Annotated in this window: 16 protein-coding genes; 14 read left to right on the top strand and 2 right to left on the bottom strand. The window is 75.6% G+C overall.

The features are described from left to right. Positions 1-5 precede the first annotated feature (5 nt). From ruvX to nusB, 11 genes are read left to right on the top strand one after another with little or no spacing between them, the layout of a single operon-like run. Positions 6-674 (top strand): Holliday junction resolvase RuvX, encoded by a 669-nt coding sequence (ruvX, locus tag ACWIYF_RS15445; RefSeq protein WP_448623709.1) that lies wholly within the window; start codon positions 6-8, stop codon positions 672-674. After that, positions 671-2497, top strand: a complete 1827-nt coding sequence (mltG, locus tag ACWIYF_RS15440) for an endolytic transglycosylase MltG (RefSeq protein WP_448623708.1) — start codon at positions 671-673, stop codon at positions 2495-2497. Before ruvX ends, mltG begins: the two co-directional genes overlap by 4 nt. A 34-nt stretch (positions 2498-2531) precedes the next feature. Beyond that, positions 2532-3323, top strand: a complete 792-nt coding sequence (locus tag ACWIYF_RS15435; RefSeq protein ID WP_448623707.1) for a shikimate dehydrogenase — start codon at positions 2532-2534, stop codon at positions 3321-3323. A 3-nt stretch (positions 3324-3326) separates the two neighbouring features. Beyond that, positions 3327-3971, top strand: coding sequence for a prepilin peptidase (locus ACWIYF_RS15430; protein ID WP_448623706.1), 645 nt, complete (start codon positions 3327-3329; stop codon positions 3969-3971). A gap of 37 nt (positions 3972-4008) precedes the next feature. Next, positions 4009-5187: a chorismate synthase gene (gene aroC / locus ACWIYF_RS15425; RefSeq protein WP_448623705.1), complete on the top strand. Its 1179-nt coding sequence runs from the start codon at positions 4009-4011 to the stop codon at positions 5185-5187. Next, positions 5184-5714, top strand: a complete 531-nt coding sequence (locus tag ACWIYF_RS15420) for a shikimate kinase (protein WP_448623704.1) — start codon at positions 5184-5186, stop codon at positions 5712-5714. The genes aroC and ACWIYF_RS15420 overlap by 4 nt, the downstream gene beginning before the upstream one ends. After that, positions 5711-6760, top strand: a complete 1050-nt coding sequence (gene aroB, locus ACWIYF_RS15415) for a 3-dehydroquinate synthase (RefSeq protein WP_448623703.1) — start codon at positions 5711-5713, stop codon at positions 6758-6760. Before ACWIYF_RS15420 ends, aroB begins: the two co-directional genes overlap by 4 nt. A 3-nt stretch (positions 6761-6763) precedes the next feature. Then, positions 6764-7198: a type II 3-dehydroquinate dehydratase gene (aroQ, locus tag ACWIYF_RS15410; RefSeq protein ID WP_448623702.1), complete on the top strand. Its 435-nt coding sequence runs from the start codon at positions 6764-6766 to the stop codon at positions 7196-7198. Then, complete coding sequence (locus ACWIYF_RS15405) at positions 7195-8295, top strand: M24 family metallopeptidase (protein WP_448623701.1); 1101 nt, start codon at positions 7195-7197, stop codon at positions 8293-8295. Before aroQ ends, ACWIYF_RS15405 begins: the two co-directional genes overlap by 4 nt. Then, the gene (gene efp, locus ACWIYF_RS15400; RefSeq protein WP_448623700.1) at positions 8296-8856 is read left to right on the top strand and encodes an elongation factor P; all 561 of its coding nucleotides are present in this window, start codon (positions 8296-8298) and stop codon (positions 8854-8856) included. 24 nt (positions 8857-8880) lie between these two features. After that, positions 8881-9279 (top strand): transcription antitermination factor NusB, encoded by a 399-nt coding sequence (gene nusB, locus ACWIYF_RS15395; protein ID WP_448623699.1) that lies wholly within the window; start codon positions 8881-8883, stop codon positions 9277-9279. A gap of 262 nt (positions 9280-9541) precedes the next feature. Here nusB and ACWIYF_RS15390 read toward each other — a convergent pair whose 3' ends face one another. After that, positions 9542-10576, bottom strand: a complete 1035-nt coding sequence (locus ACWIYF_RS15390) for a hypothetical protein (protein WP_448623698.1) — start codon at positions 10574-10576, stop codon at positions 9542-9544. Further along, entirely contained in the window at positions 10573-10968 is a 396-nt protein-coding gene (locus ACWIYF_RS15385; RefSeq protein ID WP_448623697.1) for a hypothetical protein, read from the bottom strand. The genes ACWIYF_RS15390 and ACWIYF_RS15385 overlap by 4 nt, the downstream gene beginning before the upstream one ends. A gap of 837 nt (positions 10969-11805) precedes the next feature. On the opposite strand from ACWIYF_RS15385, the gene ACWIYF_RS15380 reads away from it, so the two are divergent. The 3 genes from ACWIYF_RS15380 to ACWIYF_RS15370 all read left to right on the top strand — a co-directional run bounded on the left by ACWIYF_RS15380 (position 11806) and on the right by ACWIYF_RS15370 (position 18123). Next, complete coding sequence (locus ACWIYF_RS15380; RefSeq protein WP_448623696.1) at positions 11806-11964, top strand: hypothetical protein; 159 nt, start codon at positions 11806-11808, stop codon at positions 11962-11964. Between the two features lie 124 nt (positions 11965-12088). Further along, complete coding sequence (locus ACWIYF_RS15375; RefSeq protein WP_448623695.1) at positions 12089-15208, top strand: hypothetical protein; 3120 nt, start codon at positions 12089-12091, stop codon at positions 15206-15208. A gap of 131 nt (positions 15209-15339) precedes the next feature. Continuing rightward, positions 15340-18123 (top strand): LuxR C-terminal-related transcriptional regulator, encoded by a 2784-nt coding sequence (locus ACWIYF_RS15370; protein WP_448623694.1) that lies wholly within the window; start codon positions 15340-15342, stop codon positions 18121-18123. The last annotated feature ends 19 nt before the right edge of the window (positions 18124-18142 follow it).

The raw sequence follows: 18142 nt of genomic DNA, 5'->3' as shown, positions 1-18142 counted from the left end.
GACTCGTGAGCGAGTGGAACCCGGAGGACACCGGCCCGGTCGGCGAGCGGAAGCGGAGACTGCCCGCCGTGCCGCCGGCGCGGCCGCGCACGAACCCGTCCGGCCAGCCGCAGTACCACCCGACCACCGAGATCGACCTGACCCAGGGGTTCCCGCCGGTCTCGCACGAGACCGCGGAGATCGACCTGTCCAAGGGCTGGCCCGCCGGCCTGCAGGTGCCGCCGCGGCCGAACCGGCCGGCCCGCCGGGGCGGCCGGGTGATGGGGGTCGACGTCGGCACGGTGCGGGTCGGGGTCGCGCTGTCCGACGCCACCGGCACGCTCGCCAGCCCGCTGGAGACGGTCAAGCGGGCCAAGGACGAGTCGGATCTGGACCGGCTCGCCTCCCTCGTGGTGGAACACGAGGTGACGGAGGTGGTCGTGGGGGAACCGAGGCACCTGTCGGGTGCGTCGGGAGCCTCGGCCGAGGACGCCACCGCCTACTCTCGGGCCCTGGCCGGGCGCATAGGGGACGTGCCCGTGCACCTCGTCGACGAAAGGCTCTCCACCGTGACCGCCGCCCAATCCCTCCGGGAAGCAGGCCGCGACAGCCGCGCGCAGCGCTCGGTGATCGACCAGGCCGCCGCCGTGGTGATCCTGCAGCACTTCCTCGATTCGCGGGGGTCCACGCCGTGACCGGCCCGGGCGCACCGCGTCCGCGCGGGCGGCACGCCTCGCCCGACGACGACGCGCGCGGCGTCCCGGCCTCCTGGACTGCCCGCCCCGCGCCACAGGCCTACGGCCGGCGCGCCACCGACTCCGCCCCGCGGGACCGGTCGGACGACGACACCGCCGCCTGGGCGCCGGCCCCGCAGCACCGGCGCGCCGACGTCGTCGCCGGCGCCGCGACCACGGCCGCCATGCGCAGCGTCGGGGGCCCGGGGCGCCGCTACGCCGAGGAGACCGGCCCCGTGCCGCTCGAGTGGCGGCACTCCGGGGACGGACCCGAGCGCCCCGGACCCCGTCGCTCCGGCGACGACACGCCGTCGGGCTGGCGCAGCGCCCCCGACGACGCCGGCCGGCACCCGTCGGCCCCGCTGCCGCCGCCCCCGCCGGGCGCGTGGTCGCGGCTGAGCCGCCGCCCGGACGCCCCGGCCGGCGCCGCCGCCGACGCGCCCACCGAGGCCCAGCCGGCGCTCCCGGTCCCGCCGTCGGACGAGTCGTACGAGCTCCACGACGACGAGGCCCCCACCGACGCGCACCACGTCGACCCGGACGCGTGGGCCGACGAGACCGGCGGGCTCGAGGTCATCGGCGCCCACGTCGACGACGCCCCCCGCCGCGGACGCCGCGGTCGCCGGCGCGCCGAGCCGCGCGAGGACCACGAGGACCACTACGGCGACGACGTCCACGACGAGCTGCACGACGGCGAGCTGTTCGACGAGGACATCCCCGTCCAGCCGTACGACCGGCGCAGCGGCCGCCGGCGACGCCGCCGTCCGGTGGCGGTGCTGCTGTCCCTGGTCGTCCTCGCCGCGCTGGTCGGCGGCGTGTTCTTCGGCGGCCAGAAGCTGCTCGGGCTGTTCACCGCGGAGGACTACACCGGCCAGGGCACCGGCAGCGTCGACATCCGGGTGCAGAACGGCGACACGCTCAGCGACATCGGCCGGACGCTCGTCGAGGCCGACGTCATCGCGTCGGTGAGCCCGTTCGTCGACGCGGCCGAGACCGAGCCCGACGCCATGGGCATCACCGCGGGCGTCTACCGGCTGCGGCACCAGATGAGCGGCGCGGCCGCGCTGGACCTGCTGCTCGACCCCGCTGCGCGGCTGGTCTCCCGGGTGACCATCCCCGAGGGCCTGATCGTGACCGAGACGCTGCAGCGCATCGCGGACACGGCGAACCTGCCGATCGCGGACCTGCAGGCCGCGGCCGCGGACCCGGCCGCGCTCGGCCTGCCGGCCTACGCCAACGGCTCCCTCGAGGGCTTCCTCTTCCCGGCCACCTACGACGTCGAGCCCGGCGACACCGCGGCCGACGTGCTGCGCGGGATGGTCGCCCGGACCACGCAGGCGCTCGACGAGCTCGGCGTGCCGCAGGACCAGCGGCTCACCGTGCTCACCAAGGCCAGCCTGGTGCAGGCCGAGGCGAGCTCGACCGAGGACATGGCCAAGGTGGCCCAGGTGCTGGAGAACCGGCTGCGCATCAGCATGCCGCTGCAGCTGGACACCACGGTCAACTACGCCAACGGCAAGAGCGGGATCACCACGACCCCCGAGGACCGGGCGAACCCCTCGCCGTACAACACCTACCTGCACCCGGGCCTGCCGCCGGGCCCGATCGGCAACCCGGGTGAGGACGCCATCCGTGCCGTCCTGAACCCGACGCCGGGGGACTGGCTGTTCTTCGTGGTGGTGAACCCCGACTCGGGCGAGACCCGGTTCGCGGTCACCGCCGAGGAGCACAACGCCAACGTGGCGCTCTTCCAGCAGTGGCTACGGGAGCACCCCGGCGGATGAGCGCGCGACCGACCGGCCGGCCGGGCGGGGCCCCGTGAGGGCAGCGGTCATCGGCCGGCCGGTCAGCCACTCGCTCTCGCCGCTGCTGCACCGGGCGGCCTACGCGGCGCTCGGCCTGACCGACTGGACCTACGACGCGCTCGACCTGGGCGCCGAGGACGTCCCCGTGCTGCTCGCCGGCCTGGGGGAGGAGTGGCGGGGCTTCTCGGTCACCATGCCCTGCAAGCACGCCGCGGTCGCCGCCGCCGACGAGGTGGAGCCGCTGCCGCGGCTGCTCGGGGCGGCGAACACCCTGGTCCGCACCGACACGGGCTGGCGGGCGGAGAACACCGACGTCACCGGCGTCGGCATGGCGCTGCAGCTCGGCGGGGTCGAGACGGCGCCGCACGCCGCGATCCTCGGCGCGGGCGGCACCGCCGTCGCGGCGGCGGTCGCGCTGTCCTCGCTCGGCGCCGAGCGGATCGACGTCGTCGTCCGGGAGCCGGCGAGGGCCGCGGAGCTGCTGCGCGTGCTCGGCGTGCTGGGCGTGACGACGACGGTCGTCCCGCTGGCCGGCGCCGTCGTCGACGCCCCGGTCGTGGTCAGCACGGTGCCGATCGACGGGCAGACGGCCGTGCTGGGACTCGGCTGGCGGGCCGGTCAGACGGTGCTCGACGTGCTCTACGCGCCCTGGCCGACGCCGCTGGCGCACCGGGTCGAGAACGCCGGCGGCACGGTGATCAGCGGGCTCGAGGTGCTGTTCTGGCAGGCGACCGTGCAGGTCGAGCTGATGACCGGGCAGCCGGCGCCGATCGCCGAGATGCGCGCCGCCCTCGACGCGCGCTGACGCGTGCTGGTCCTCCTCGCCGTGGCCGGCCTGCTCACCGGCCCGTGGCTGGCGCGGGCCGCCGCCCGGCTGGCCGCCCGCGACCGGGCCGCCCGCGCGCCGGCGGTCGCCGTCGTCCTGACCGGGCTCGCCGTCGCCGTGCTGCTGCCGGGGGCCGTCGCGCTGACCGGCGCGCGCCCGGCGACGGCCGCGTTCGTCTGGCTGGCCGGCGCCGCGCCCGTGCTGGCCGCGGTGGACCTGGCCTGCCACCGGCTGCCGGACGTCGTCACGTATCCCGCCGCCGTCGTCTGCGCGGCGGCCCTGGTCGCCGACGCCGCGCTGCTGGGCACCTGGCCGGCGCTGCTGCGGGCGGTCCTGGCCGCGGCCGCCGCCTTCGGGCTGGCGGCGCTGGGCGCGGCGGTGTCCCCGGACGGGCTCGGCTTCGGCGACGTCAAGCTGCTGGGACTGCTCGGCCTGGTGCTCGGCTGGGTGGGCTGGGGTGTGCTGCTGGCCGGCGTGTTCCTCGGCCTGGTCTGCGGCGCGCTGGTGTCGATCGTCCTGCTGGCGACGCGTCGTGCGGGCCGGCGCGACGCCGTTCCGTTCGGCCCGCCGCTGCTGCTCGGCGCCGCCGTCGCGCTCACCCTTGCGGGGTCGGTGCCCCTGCCGTAGCGCGGACCGGCGTTCCCCGCCTGGCAGAATCTTGGCCATGTTGCGCTGGCTGACCGCCGGTGAGTCGCACGGCCAGCAGCTCACCGCCATCCTCGAAGGCCTCCCGGCCGGCGTCGAGGTCCAGACCAAGGACGTCGACGCCGCCCTCGCCCGCCGCCGCCTCGGCCACGGCCGCGGCGCGCGCATGTCCTTCGAGCAGGACCAGGTCACGATCACCGGCGGTGTCCGCCACGGCCGGACCCAGGGCGGCCCGATCGCGATCCAGGTGGGCAACACCGAGTGGCCCAAGTGGACGACGGTCATGTCGGCCGACCCGGTGGAGCCGGAGGTGCTGGCCGGCCAGGCGCGCAACGCCCCGCTGACCCGTCCCCGCCCCGGGCACGCCGACCTCGCCGGCATGCAGAAGTACGGCTTCGACGACGCCCGCCCGGTGCTCGAGCGGGCCAGCGCCCGCGAGACCGCCGCCCGGGTCGCGCTCGGTGCCGTGGCCCAGGCGTTCCTGCGGCAGGCGCTCGGGGTCGAGGTGGTCAGCCACGTCGTCGCCATCGGACCGGTCACCGTCCCCGACGGCGTGGTGCCCGGCCCGCACGACACCGGCCGCATCGACGACGACCCGGTCCGCTGCGCCGACCCGGAGACCAGCGAGCGCATGGTCGCCGAGATCGACGACGTCCGGAAGAACGGCGACACCCTCGGCGGTGTGGTCGAGGTCGTCGTGCACGGCCTGCCGCCGGGCCTGGGCAGCCACGTGCACTGGGACCGCCGGCTCGACGCCCGCCTCGCCGCGGCGCTCATGGGCATCCAGTCGGTCAAGGCGGTCGAGGTCGGCGACGGGCTGGAGACCGCGCGGCGCCGCGGCTCGGTGGCCCACGACGAGATCGTGAGCGAGGGCGGCCGCGTGCGGCGGCTCACCGACCGCGCCGGTGGCATCGAGGGCGGCATGACCAACGGCGAGGTGCTGCGGGTCCGCGCCGCGATGAAGCCGATCTCCACCGTGCCGCGGGCGCTGGCCACCGTCGACGTCGCCACCGGTGAGCCGGCCGTGGCCATCAACCAGCGCAGCGACGCCTGCGCGGTGCCCCGCGGCACCGCGGTCGCCGAGGCGATGGTGGCCCTCGTGCTCGCCGACGCCGCGCTGGAGAAGTTCGGCGGCGACTCGGTGGCCGAGACCCGCCGCAACGCGCAGGCCTACCTCGACTCGCTGTCCATCCGATGACGCGACCTCTCGTGGTGCTGGTCGGCCCGCCGGCCTCGGGCAAGACCACCGTCGGGACGGCGCTGGCCGAGGCGCTGGGTGTGGCGTTCCGGGACACCGACCACGACGTCGAGGCCGAGGCCGGCACGACCGTCGCCGACCTGTTCGTGCAGCACGGGGAGCCGCACTTCCGGGCGCTGGAGGCGGCCGCCGTGGCCCGGGCGATGGCCGGGCACGACGGCGTCCTGGCGCTCGGCGGGGGAGCGGTGACCAGCGCGGCGACCCGCGAGCTGCTGGTGGCCTACGGGCGGGACGGCGGCACGGTCGTCTGGCTGGACGTCGACCTGCCCACGGCCGCCAAGCGGGTGGGGCTCTCCCGCGACCGGCCGATCCTCGGTGTCAACCCGCGGGCGATGCTGCGGCAGATGCTGGAGACCCGCGCGCCGCTCTACGGCGAGGTCGCCACGCTCACCGCGCACACCGGCGGGCGCACCCCGGAGGACATCGCGGCCGAGGTGCTCGCCGTCCTGACCGGGGCCGCGCGATGAGAAGGGTCACGGTCGCCGGGGACAAGCCGTACGAGGTGGTGATCGGGCCCGGCGCGGTCACCGAGCTGTCGATGGAGCTCGCCGGCACGGCTCGGGCGGCCGTGGTGCACGCCCCGCCGCTGGCCGCGGTCGCGGGCGCCGCGGTGGAGACGCTGCAGACGGCCGGGGTGGCCGCCGAGGCGGTCGTCGTCCCCGATGGCGAGGCGGCGAAGACGGCGGAGGTCGCCGCGGGGGCGTGGGAGGAGTTCGGCCGGCTGGGGCTCACCCGCTCCGACGCGGTGGTCGGCATCGGCGGGGGAGCGGTCACCGACCTCGCCGGGTTCCTCGCGGCCACCTGGACCCGCGGCGTCCGGGTGGTGCAGGTGCCGACCAGCCTGCTCGGCATGGTCGACGCCGCGGTCGGGGGCAAGACCGGCATCAACACCGGCGCCGGCAAGAACCTGGTCGGCGCCTTCCACCCGCCCTCCGCCGTCCTCGCCGACACCGACGTGCTGGCCGGGCTGCCCGAGGCGGAGTTCCGCTCCGGGCTGGCCGAGGTGGTCAAGTGCGGGTTCATCGCCGACGGCCGGATCCTCGAACTGCTCGACGCCGACCCGACCGGCCGCCGCGACACCGCCGAGCTGATCGAGCGCGCCGTGCGGGTCAAGGCCGATGCGGTCGGCGCCGACCTCTTCGACACGGGCGTGCGCGAGTTCCTCAACTACGGGCACACCCTCGGCCACGCCATCGAGCGGGTCGAGGACTTCGGCTGGCGGCACGGGGAGGCGGTCGCCGTCGGGCTGGTGTTCGCCGCCGAGCTGGCCGGGCAGGCAGGGCTGCTGACCCGGGCCGAGGTCGACCGGCACCGCGACCTCGTGACCGCGATGGGCCTGCCGACCCGCTACCGCGGCGACTGGGGACGGCTGCAGTCGGTCATGCGCGTGGACAAGAAGGCCCGCGGCGCCTCGCTGCGCTTCGTCGTCCTCGACGGTCTCGGCAACCCGACCATCCTGACCGACCCCGACCAGGCCTGGCTCGACGCCGCCTGGTCAGCAGTGAAGGAGTAGCGAGTGACCATCCAGGTCCTCAACGGCGCCAACCTCGGCCGGCTCGGCACCCGCGAGCCGGACAAGTACGGAGCCACCACCTACGCCCAGCTGGTCGAGGTGATCGAGAAGACCGCGCACGAGCTCGAGATGGCCGTGCAGGTCCGCCAGACCGACGACGAGGGCCAGCTGCTGCGCTGGGTGCACGAGGCCGCCGAGGCCGACGACCCGGTGGTGATCAACCCGGCCGGCTGGTCGCACACCTCGGTCGTGCTGCGCGACGCCCTGGCCATGGTCGGCGCCCCGGTGATCGAGGTGCACATCACCAACATCCACCGGCGCGAGGAGTTCCGGCACCACTCCTACGTGTCCGGCATCGCGACCGGCGTGATCGCCGGGCTCGGCGTCGAGGGCTACGTGCTGGCGCTGCAGTGGATGGCGCTGCGGGGCGTGCGGTGAGGACGGCGCAGCGACGGGAGCAGCTGCGCAAGACCGCCGCCGAACGCGGCCTGGACGCCGTCCTCGTCACCAACCTGCTCAACGTGCGCTACCTGACCGGGTTCACCGGCTCCAACGGCGCCCTGCTCGTGCGCACCGACGGCGAGGACCTCCTCGGCACCGACGGCCGCTACACCACGCAGGCCGGCGCGCAGGTGCCCGACGTCGAGCTGCTCATCGACCGCAACACGGTCGCCGCGCTGGCCGCCGAGGCGGTGCGACGCGGCACGGGGCGCCTCGGCTACGAGAGCCACCACCTCACCGTCGACGGCCTCGCGGCGCTGGAGGCGGTGCTCATCGACGCCGCCACGGGGCGGACGGTGCCCGAGCTGACCAGCATCCGGCGCGCGGTCGAGGCGCAGCGGGCGGTCAAGGACGACGACGAGATCGAGTCGCTGCGCCGGGCCTGTGCCATCGCCGACCAGGCGCTGGCCGAGCTGGCCGCCGAGGGTGCGCTGCGGCCCGGTCGCACCGAGCTGCAGGTCGGCCGCGAGCTCGACGCCCGCATGCTGGCGCTCGGGGCCGAGGCGCCGTCCTTCGAGACGATCGTGGCCGCCGGGGCGAACTCGGCCATCCCGCACCACCGGCCGGACACCTCCGAGCTGCGCGCCGGCGACCTCCTCAAGCTCGACTTCGGCGCCAACGTCGACGGATACCACTCCGACATGACCCGCACCGTCGTCCTCGGCCACGCCGCCGACTGGCAGCGGGACATCTACGACCTGGTCGCGGCGTCCCAGGCGGCCGGGCGGGCGGCGCTGGCCGTCGGCACGGACGTCGTCGCCGTCGACGCGGCCTCGCGGGACGTCATCGCCGCGGCCGGGCACGCCGAGCACTTCACCCACGGACTGGGCCACGGCGTGGGGCTCGAGATCCACGAGGCGCCGGGCATCGGCCCCCTCGGCGCGGGTAGGCTGGCCGCCGGCATGGCCGTCACCGTGGAGCCGGGCGTCTACCTGCCCGGCCACGGCGGTGTCCGGATCGAGGACACGCTCGTCGTCACGGCGGACGCGCCCGAGTTGTTGACCCTCACGAGCAAGGAACTGCTGGTCCTCTAGATGGCTACCACCAACGACCTCAAGAACGGCCTGGTCCTCAACCTCGACGGCCAGCTCTGGACCGTCACCGAGTTCCAGCACGTCAAGCCGGGCAAGGGCGGCGCGTTCGTGCGCACCACGCTGAAGAACGTCCTCTCGGGCAAGGTGGTGGACAAGACCTTCAACGCCGGCACCAAGGTCGAGACCGCGACCGTCGACAAGCGGTCGATGAGCTACCTGTACCAGGACGGCACCGACTACGTGTTCATGGACCTGGAGACCTACGACCAGATCCACGTGCCGGGCGAGACCGTCGGCGACGGCGCGAACTACCTGCTGGAGAACACCGAGGTCGTCGTCGCCGTCCACGAGGGGACGCCGCTCTACGTCGAGCTGCCGGTGACCATGGAGCTCGTCGTCCAGCACACCGACCCCGGGCTGCAGGGCGACCGCTCCACCGGCGGCACCAAGCCCGCCACGCTGGAGACCGGCGCGCAGATCCAGGTGCCGCTGTTCGTCAACACCGGCGACAAGCTCAAGGTCGACACCCGCGACGGCCGGTACCTCGGCCGCGCCAACTGACCTCGGGCGGGTGGGAAGGCCGGCATGGCGGCACGGTCCAAGGCGCGCAAGCGCGCCGTCGACGTCCTCTACGCGGCCGATCTGCGCGGTCGTGACCGCCGCGAGCAGCTCGCCGAGGAGGTCGCCGCCGGCCAGCCGCCGGTGAACGACTACACCGTCCGGCTGGTCGAGGGCGTCGCCGGGCACGCCCCGGACATCGACCGGCTGATCGACGAGCACGCGTCCGGCTGGTCGCTGGAGCGGCTGCCCGACGTCGACCGCGCGATCCTGCGGATGGCGGTGTTCGAGCTGCTCTGGGCCGACGACGTGCCCGACCCGGTCGTCATCGATGAGGCCGTGGAGCTGGCCAAGACGCTGTCCACCGACGACTCGCCGGCGTTCGTCAACGGCGTCCTCGGGGCGATCGCCGAGGCCGAGGTCTAGCAGCGCCGCCGGGCGCCGGTGACGACAAGTTCAAAGTCGTACGACCATCGGCCAATGGCCGGTGAGCCCGGCGGCCCGCCAAGGTGACTCGTCGTCGCCACCGGGACGGCGGACCCCCCGCCCCCGTCCCGGGTCGCTGACCGAAGGGCTCCTCCCGGACCCCCGCCGGGAGGAGCCCTTTGCCATCCCGGGGCACCTGACCGGAAGGGCCCCTCCCGGACACACCCCGACCGGGACGGGCCCTTCCTCGTCCCCGCCGCGGTCAGTGCAGGTCGCGACGGGCGAACAGGACGACGCCGGCGCTCACCAGCACGGCGGTCACGACCGCGAGGACGACGCCGCCCTGCAGGTTGCCGATCACGTACTCGATCCCCGTGGCGAAGCCGTTCTCGTCCAGCTGCCCCGTGTCGATGAACAGCCGGAGCCCGCCGGGGAGGAGCAGCCCCACCGCGTTGTTGGTGAGCAGCCACGGCTCCCAGGTGGGCCGCAGCCCGCGGATCGCGGACTCCACGACGGCGAAGTAGACGAAGCCCGCGCCGAGGGCCGCGCCGGTGTTGCGCACCAGGTTGGCGATCGCGAACCCGGCCAGCGCCGCGAGCACGGCCAGTACGACGCCGCGGGCCTGCGTGGCGAGCAGCTCGCCCCAGAAGCCCGCCGGCAGCGCGGCGTCGTCCCCGGCGAACGCGTCGAGGATGCCGGCCATCGCCAGCCAGGCCGCCTGGGTGAGGACGCCGAACACCGCCGCGGCGCCCACGAGCACGCCGATCTTGGTCGCCATGACCTTGTACCGCCGCGGCTCCCAGAACAGCAGCGCCACGATCGAGCGGGTCGACCACTCGGCGCCGATCCAGGTGGCGCCCAGCAGGAACGCCAGGACGGCGGACGCGGCGGCGAAGCCCAGCGCGCCGCCCTGCCCGTTCTCCGCGAACGAGAACGGCGGGTCGGCGATGAACTGCTCGAGCGGGATGTCGGCGGCAGTGACCGGCGGGCCGCAGAGCTGCTCGCGGGGGACGTCGTCCGGGAGGGCCGGATCGGCGAGGCACTGCTCGCGGCCCTCGTTGGCGGCGAGCACGGCCTCCTGCTGCTGCTGCCGGGCGGCGTCCAGCTCGGCCTCGCCGGGGTGGCCGTACGAGCTGAGCCCGACGGCGACGGCGATCAGCCAGCCGAGGACGGAGAGCGCCAGGAGGCCCTGGATGAACAGCCGGGCGCGGAAGCGGTGGGCCTCGGCGCGCAGCAGGCCGCCGGAGCGCCCGGCCGGCGGCGCGGTGTCGGACGTGATGCCGGCCGGGGCGCTCACGCCTGGTCCCCGCTGATCGCGAGGAAGGCGGTCTCGAGGTCGGCGGACAGCGGGGTCAGCTCCTCCAGGTAGTGACCGGCGTCGGCCAGCAGGCGGGTGATCTCGGACGGCGTCGTCACCCCGTGCACGAGCAGGGCGTCGGGGGCGGGCGACACGGCCAAGCCGGCCCCGGTGAGGACGGCCGCGGCGGCCGGCAGGTCGGCCACGCGGACGCGGACGTCGCCGGAGGCGCGGCCGGCCAGCACCTCGGCCACGAGCCCGTGCGCGACCCGCCGCCCGCGGGCGAGGATCGTGACCGAGTCGCACACCTGCTGGATCTCGGTGAGCAGGTGGGAGGAGAGCAGCACGGTCGTCCGCCCGTCGCCGCCCAGCCGGCGGATCAGCTCGCGCACGTCGCGGATGCCGGCCGGGTCCAGCCCGTTGCTCGGCGAGGGAGTAGCCCTTGAAGCGGTCGTCGGCGCGGTCGGTGAGATCGACCAGCTCCAGGACCTCCTCGACGCGGGCCCGGGACACCCCCGACGCCTCGGCCAGCAGCCGCAGGTTGAGCCGGCCGGAGAAGCCGGGGTAGAACAGCGGCGTCTCGACCAGCGCGCCGACGTCGGCGATGACGTCGGGGAGCGCGTCCGGGACGGGCCGGTCGAACAGGCACACCGCACCGCCGTCGGCGGCGGGGGCCCGCGCACGGCCGCCCGCCGTCGGGTCGCAGCCATCGCAACCCGGTCCTCGCCGGCCGGTCGTACGACCTTCGTCCAGCGTGCGGCGCCGCGCGAACCCCTCCTCCGCGGCCGCGTGACCACTGAGGACCAAAGCCCTACGTACGCCCCCCCGGTTCAGGGGTCCGACCGGGCTGCGTCCGCCCCCGGCGCATCCCCCGGCATTCCGGCGATCCGCACTGCCGGTGCCGCCTTTTCCTGGCATCCGGACGGTGGCGTTCCCAGTCCCCATTCCGGGGGGAACCGGGCACCGGCAGCCTCGGTGGTCCCGCAGTCGAGCTGCGCGAGTTCGGCACGTCACATCAGTGCCCAGACCGGGAGTGCAGCGTTTTGCAGGGAACGAGATAGGTGGGCCACCCGGATGCCCGCGTCCCGAACGGCCGCTGATGCTGGCCGCAGCCGTGGTCCGGCATCCGGCCGGTCTAGGCGCAGCCCGGGGGAACGGGGAGGTCCGGCGACCATCGCCGTCGTCCCCTTCCTGGACGAGTCCCTCGACATCCAACACAGGAGGACACCATGGACACCTTGTTCGCGGACCAGCACGTCGAGCTCCTGCCGCCCCGCACCACGCTGAAGCGGGGTCGCGGCCGTGGCGGCAACAACGTTGCCGTCAACGTCGCTGTCGTCATCATCAAGGGCGACTTCAACACGGTCATCATCGACCAGAGCCGCTGACCGATGGTTCCACGCCGGTCGTAGCGCGCACGCGCCGCGTCCCGGGTGGGGCGGCCGGAGTTCCCGGCCGCCCCACCGCTGCGTGGCCGCCGGCCCCGACGAGTGCCCGGAGAGGAGCGCGAAGGTGGTGACTGACGTCCTGGAGCGAGCCGTCGAGACCCACGGGGTCGCGGCGTCCTGCCTGGGCCCGCGGCTGGCCCCGGGGACCGAGCTGCTCGGCGAGTACAAGGACGGCGCCTTCACCGACCCCCAGTTCCTCGTCCGGCGCCCGGACGGTCAGGTCATGCAGCTGCCCCGGCTGCTGTACCGGGTGGCGGCCTCCCTGGACGGGCGTCCTCCTGCGGAGATCGCGGCGGAGCTGAGCGCCGAGTTCGGCCGGGAGCTGACCGCCGAGCAGATCTCCTTCCTCGTGGACGAGCGGCTCCGCCCCTTCGAGGTGATCGCCTCGGACGACGTGGACGACGGTGCTGCCGACGACGGGCCGGCGCCGGTGCACGCCCACTCCGACCCGCTCCTGGGGATGCGGTACCGCCTCGGCGTCGTCCCGGCCTCGGTGGCGTGGCGGCTCGCCGGCGTGTTCCGGCTGCTGTTCGCCCGCTCGGTGTGGCCGGTGCTCGTCGCCGCCTTCCTCGCCGTCGATGCGTGGATCCTGCTGGAGGGCGACCTCCTCGGCGCCGTCCTCGCCGGCGTCGGCGACGTGGGCCGGCGACCCGGCCTGGTGCTCACGATCCTCGCGCTCACGATGGTGGCGGCCGCGTTCCACGAGTGCGGCCACATCACCGCCTGCCGGTACGGCGGCGCCCGCCCGGGCGACGTCGGCGTCGGCATCTACATCGTGTGGCCGGCCTTCTACAGCACGGTCACCGACAGCTACCGCCTTGACCGCGTCGGGCGGCTGCGGACCGATCTCGGCGGCGTCTACTTCGACGCCGTCTTCATGGCCGTCGTCGGGCTGCTGTACCTGCGCACCGGGGAGACCTGGCTGCTCCTCGCGCTGATCGGCATGCACGTGGAGACCGCGTGGCAGTTCCTGCCGTCCATCCGGCTCGACGGCTACTACATCCTCGCCGACCTGGTGGGCGTCCCCGACCTGTTCGCCTACATGCGGCCGGTGCTGCTGGGCCTGCTGCCCGGACGGCCGACCCACCCCAAGGTCCTCGCGCTCAAGAAGCGCGCCCGGCGCGTCCTCGTCCTGTGGGTGGCCGCGGTCGTGCCGAGCCTGCTCTTCTGGGTGGTGGTGGTCCTCCTCGCCCTCCCCCGCCTCCTCCCCGCCGCCTGGGCCGCTCTCCAGCATTACCTGCAGACCCTCGACGCCGCCGCCCGCGCCGGGGACCTGCTCACCACCACGGTCGGCGCCACGGAACTGGCCTTCCTCGTGCTGCCGTGGGTCGGCGGTGCCCTGGTCTGCTGGTCGACGACGCGGCTGCTGGCGGGGCACCTGGCCGGGCGGACCGCGCTCCGCCGGATCCCCGCGGGGACGTGGTCAGCGGTACGCCGCGGGGTGACCCTGAGCCTGCTCGTGGGCACCGGGGTGCTGCTGGTCGCCCGGGTGGCCTCGGTGACGCTGTCCCACCCGGGGACGACGGGTGAGGTGCGGCTGGCGGAGAGCGCCCTCGCCGCGGCGCGGGGCCTGCCCGGCCCTCCGGTCGGCGGGGGGGACCTGCTGGCTCGGACGCAGGTGACGCTGTACGCCCAGCTCACCGGGGCCTTCGAGCGTCACGCCTCGGTGCTCGCGGGGGGCCGGGAGATCGTCGTCGTGGCTGCAGCCCTGCTCGTGGCCTGCCTCGTCGCGCTCGTCGCCGCTCGGCGGCTGACCGCGGCCGGCGCGGCCCTGCCGCTGGTCGCCGTCCTGGCGATGGGGCCGGCGGTCACGACGCTGGCGACCCTGGGACCCGGGACGCTGGGTGCGGCCTGGGTCGCGGTCGGCGCCGTGGTGGTCACGCTGGTCCGGGGGCGTACCGGGGTGCTGGTCGGGCTCGGGGCGATCGCGGCGGGAGTCGCGACCGCGCCCCTGGTGGCGCTGCCGTTGGCCGCCGGTGTCGGCGTCCTCCTGGGGGCGGGGAGGTTCGAGCGGAACCGGCGCGCGGGCGTCCACGAGGGCCCGCGGCACGCCGCCCCTTCCGGCGGCAAGGGGGAAGCGGGGCGTTGGGCGGCGGTGGCACTGGCCCTGCCGGCCTGCGGACTCGGCACGGTCGTGGCCGGCGGGCCTTCCGGCATGCCGCTGACCGGACCCGAGCGGACCATGCTCCTGCTCCTCGCCGCCGTCGTCGTGGCCGGCGCTCTGGCGGTGCCCCGGCTCCGGGCGCCGGCGGTCGCGACCGCCACCGCCGTCGCCCTCGCGGTCCAACCCTGGAACGGTGCCGCCGGCGCCCTCCCGGCGGCGCTCGTGGCCGCCGCCCTGGCGGCCGCGCTGCTGTGCACGGCGACCGGGCGCACGTCCGGCGATGCGCCGGTTCGTCCCTGGCTCAAGGGGTGCGTGGCCTCGTGCGCGGTCCTGCTGACCGTCGCCGGCGCGCTGTTCCTCCCGCTCCGCGCACCGGGCCTGCCACACGCCGCGCTGGCCGCCTGGCTCACCGGACCGAGCGCGCCGGCCGGCGCGCTGGCCGTCCCGGCCGGCCTGTGGGGGGACCTCGTCCGCGACGGCGTGCCGGCGGACCGGCTGGTGCGCGACGGCGGCCGGTCCGACGACGTCGACCTGCTGGTCCGCACGGGCCAGGAGGCATCCGCCGGTGCGCTCGCCACGTTCGGCTCGGGAGACACCACCCTCGCCGTCGTGCCGGCTCCGCCCAGTGACGCCGACCGCCGGATGGCGGCGGCCGAGGCGCGGGCTGCGGCGGCCGAGCAGGCGGACGCCCGCGCCGGAGTCGCGGAACGGCAGTCCGTCGGGAGCCTGCTGGTCGACGCGCCGCGGCTCGCCGCGCCCGCCGAGGTCCGGGCCCTCCTGCGGGACGGTCGCGTGGACAGCCGGGTGCTGGTCGTCCTCGGCGAGCTGGTCCGGCAGCACCAGGTGACGGTCTCCGACCTGCCGCCGGCCGCGGGCGAGGATCCCGCCCTCCCGCGGCACCGCGTCGTGGTGACCCGGTGGGACGGCCGGGCGGTGCCCTCGGACCCCGATGCGGCGGCCCTGCTGACGGGGGAGCTCCGCGCCTGGCAACCCCCGCTCGCACCGGTGGACGTGTCGTCCGGGCGGACCGGGATCACGATCGACTGGACGGCGGCCCCGGCGCCCAGGCCCGGACAGTGACGGTACGGTGACGTGCTGAGCCCGGCGCGCCGACACGTACCTGGCTCGGGTTCCGGAGCGACCCGCACCGGCCCTCCGTGTCGCCGCTCGTCGAGCCCCTGACCTAGTGTTCCAGCCCCTGGAGCGTGTCCATGGTGTTGCCCGGGGGGAGCGGTCATGTCGCAGGACCCCTGCACCCGTGGCGTGCCAGCGGGAGACGCCGGGGCGCGCGGTCGTGCGGTACGCCGACGGATCCGCCCCCGGTGGGACCGATGCACCCCGATTCCTGGCCGCTGATCGGCCGGGGACGGGAGTGCGCTGCGATCCAGCGGGCTCTGGACACGTCCCCGAGCGTCAATCTGGTCATCAGTGGGCCGGCCGGGGTCGGACGCTCACGCATCGCGCGGGAGGCCCTCCGCCTCGCGGAGGAGCGCGGCCGGCTCACGCGCTGGGCGGTGGCGACCGAGGCCGCGGGGCGCGTACCGCTCGGAGCCGTGGCCCATCTGCTCCCGGCCCTGGACGGCGCGTCCGACCAGCTGGTCATGCTGCAGCGGGCTGCCGCGGCGCTCGCCGGGGAGGGAGACGGCCCGGCCCCGGTGCTGGGAGTGGACGACGTCCACGTCCTCGACCCGCTGTCGGTCACCCTGCTGCACCACCTCGCCGTCTCGGGTGCGGTGACGCTCGTGCTGACGGTGCGCACCCAGCGGTACGTCGCGGATCCGGCCACCGCGCTGTGGAAGGACGGCCTCGCCAGCCGGCTGGAGCTGCGGCCGCTTGCGCGCACGGACATCGACGGACTCGCTGGTGAGGTGCTCGACGGGCACCTGGGCACCCGCACCGGCGAGCGGTTGTGGCAGCTCAGCCACGGCAGCCCGCTCTACCTGCGGGAGCTCGTGGAGCACGGGCTGCGCACCGGGCAGCTCCGTTCCTGGGGGCAGCTCTGGCGATGGGACGACGCGATCGAGCCGTCCGATCGCCTGTCCGAGATCGTGCTGGCGCACCTCGGCGGCCTCACCGACGGCGAGTGGCGGGCGCTGGAGGTCCTCGCAGCCGCCGAACCGCTCGATCTGCACCGGGTCGCCGAGCTGAGCAGTGCCGAGGCCGTCACCTCGCTCGAACGGCGGGGCGTCCTGACCGTCGACTTCCGGGACGGCGTCAGCGAGGTGCGGACGGCTCAGCCCCTGTACGCCGCCGTGATCCGCCAGCGGACGCCGGAGGCGTCGCTCCGGATCATCCGGCGCCGGCTCGCCGAGGACCTGCTCGAGCACGCGAGCCGCGAGGAGCGCCTGCGGCGCTGCAGCGTGCTGGTGGACAGCGGCGTGTCCCCGCGGGACACCGCGCTGCTCGTCGAGGCCGCACGCGGCGCGTCGGCCTCCCTCGACTACCCGCTGGCCGACCGGCTGGCGCGCGCGGCCATCGAGGCAGGTGCGGGGGCCGAGGCGGCCTCGGTCCTGGTGGAGTCGGTCCTGTGGCAGGGCCGTCCGCACGACAGCGAGCAGCTCGCCGCGACGAGCCTGCCGTCGGCGGGGGACGACGACCGTGCGGCCCTGGCGCTGTCGCGGGCACTGGCTCTCTTCTGTGCTCTGGGGCGGCGCTCGGAGGCCAGGGCGGTGCTCGCCGACGCCGTCGAGGCCGTGCGGACCGCGCCGGCCCGGTCCGTCCTGCTCGCCGCCGGCGCCGTCCTGAGCTTCCTCTCCGGGGAACCGCTCACCGCGGTGCGCGAGGGCACGTCCCTCCTGGACTCCGCGCGCTGCGACGGCGCTGCCCGGCCCCTGGCCGCCGCGGCCGTCGCAGCGGGACTCGCCGTCACGGGCCAGACAGGTCAGGCCCTCGCCACGGCGGAGACCGGCTGGGCGTCGCTGCGGGCCGTCCACGGTGCCGCGGCACCGGCCCTCGTCCGGATCCTGCTGGCGCACGCCGAGCTCACCGCCCTCCACCTCGGCGGCCGCCTGCACGAGCTGAAGGAGCGCGCCGGCGAGCTGCACCGCCTGAATCTGGCCACCCCCGAGTCGGCTGGCGACGACGTCGCCTCCCTGCACCGGGGCCTCGCGGCCCTGGCCGGTGGCCGGGTGTGGAGCGCGATCCGATGGCTCGAGGAGTCGTCCGCCGGCCTGGAGCGGCGGGATCCCCTCGGCCTGCGGCCGTGGGCCGCGGCGCTGCTGGCCATGGCCCGGACGCTGACCGGCGACTCCGCCGGCGCCCGCGAGGTCCTGGCCGGCGCCGCCACGGCAGGCCTCCCGGTGCTCGAACCCACGTGCCGCCTGGCCGAGGCCCGCGTCGCCGCCGCGGAAGGTCGTGCCGCTGAAGCCCGCGCCACGGCACTGGATGCGGCGGCGCTCGCCGCTGCGCAGGGACAGGCCGCCGTCGAGGGCGTGCTGCTGCACGACGCGCTGCGCCTGGGCGCGACCGGCGTCGCGGAGCGGCTGCGCCGGCTGGCCGAACGCCTCGACGCTCCGCTCCTGGCCCACTTCGCGGCGCATGCGGAGGCGGTGGCGGCCGGCTCCGGTGAAGGGCTGGGCCGGGTGAGCGCGGCATTCGAGGAGATCGGGGAGATCCTCGCCGCCGCGGACACCGCCGCCGAGGCCGCTGCGGCGCACGACCGGGCCGGGGACCGGCGGGCGGCCGCCGGGGCGGCGGCACGGGCGCTCAAGCTCGCCCGTGCCGGGGGGCTCGCCGACGCGCCGACGCTCGACGTGTTGTCACCGTCGGTCCTCACCTCGCGGGAGGACCAGGTGGCCCGGCTGGCCGCCCGGGGACTCAGCAACCAGTCGATCGCGCAACGGCTGGTGGTGTCCGTTCGGACGGTCGAGGCTCACCTGGCCCACGTCTACGCCAAGCTGGGGATCGCCGGGCGTGCCCACCTCGCCGACGCCCTCCACGTCGTCACCCCCGCCCGGTCGCACCGACCCGGGGACGTCACACGGCTGACCGGCTGAGCACCGTCGCCGGCGGTGC

Source organism: Geodermatophilus sp. URMC 64, assembly GCF_053502555.1.
Note: the sequence above shows the minus strand (reverse complement) of the source record. Positions and strands in the feature narration are given on the sequence as shown.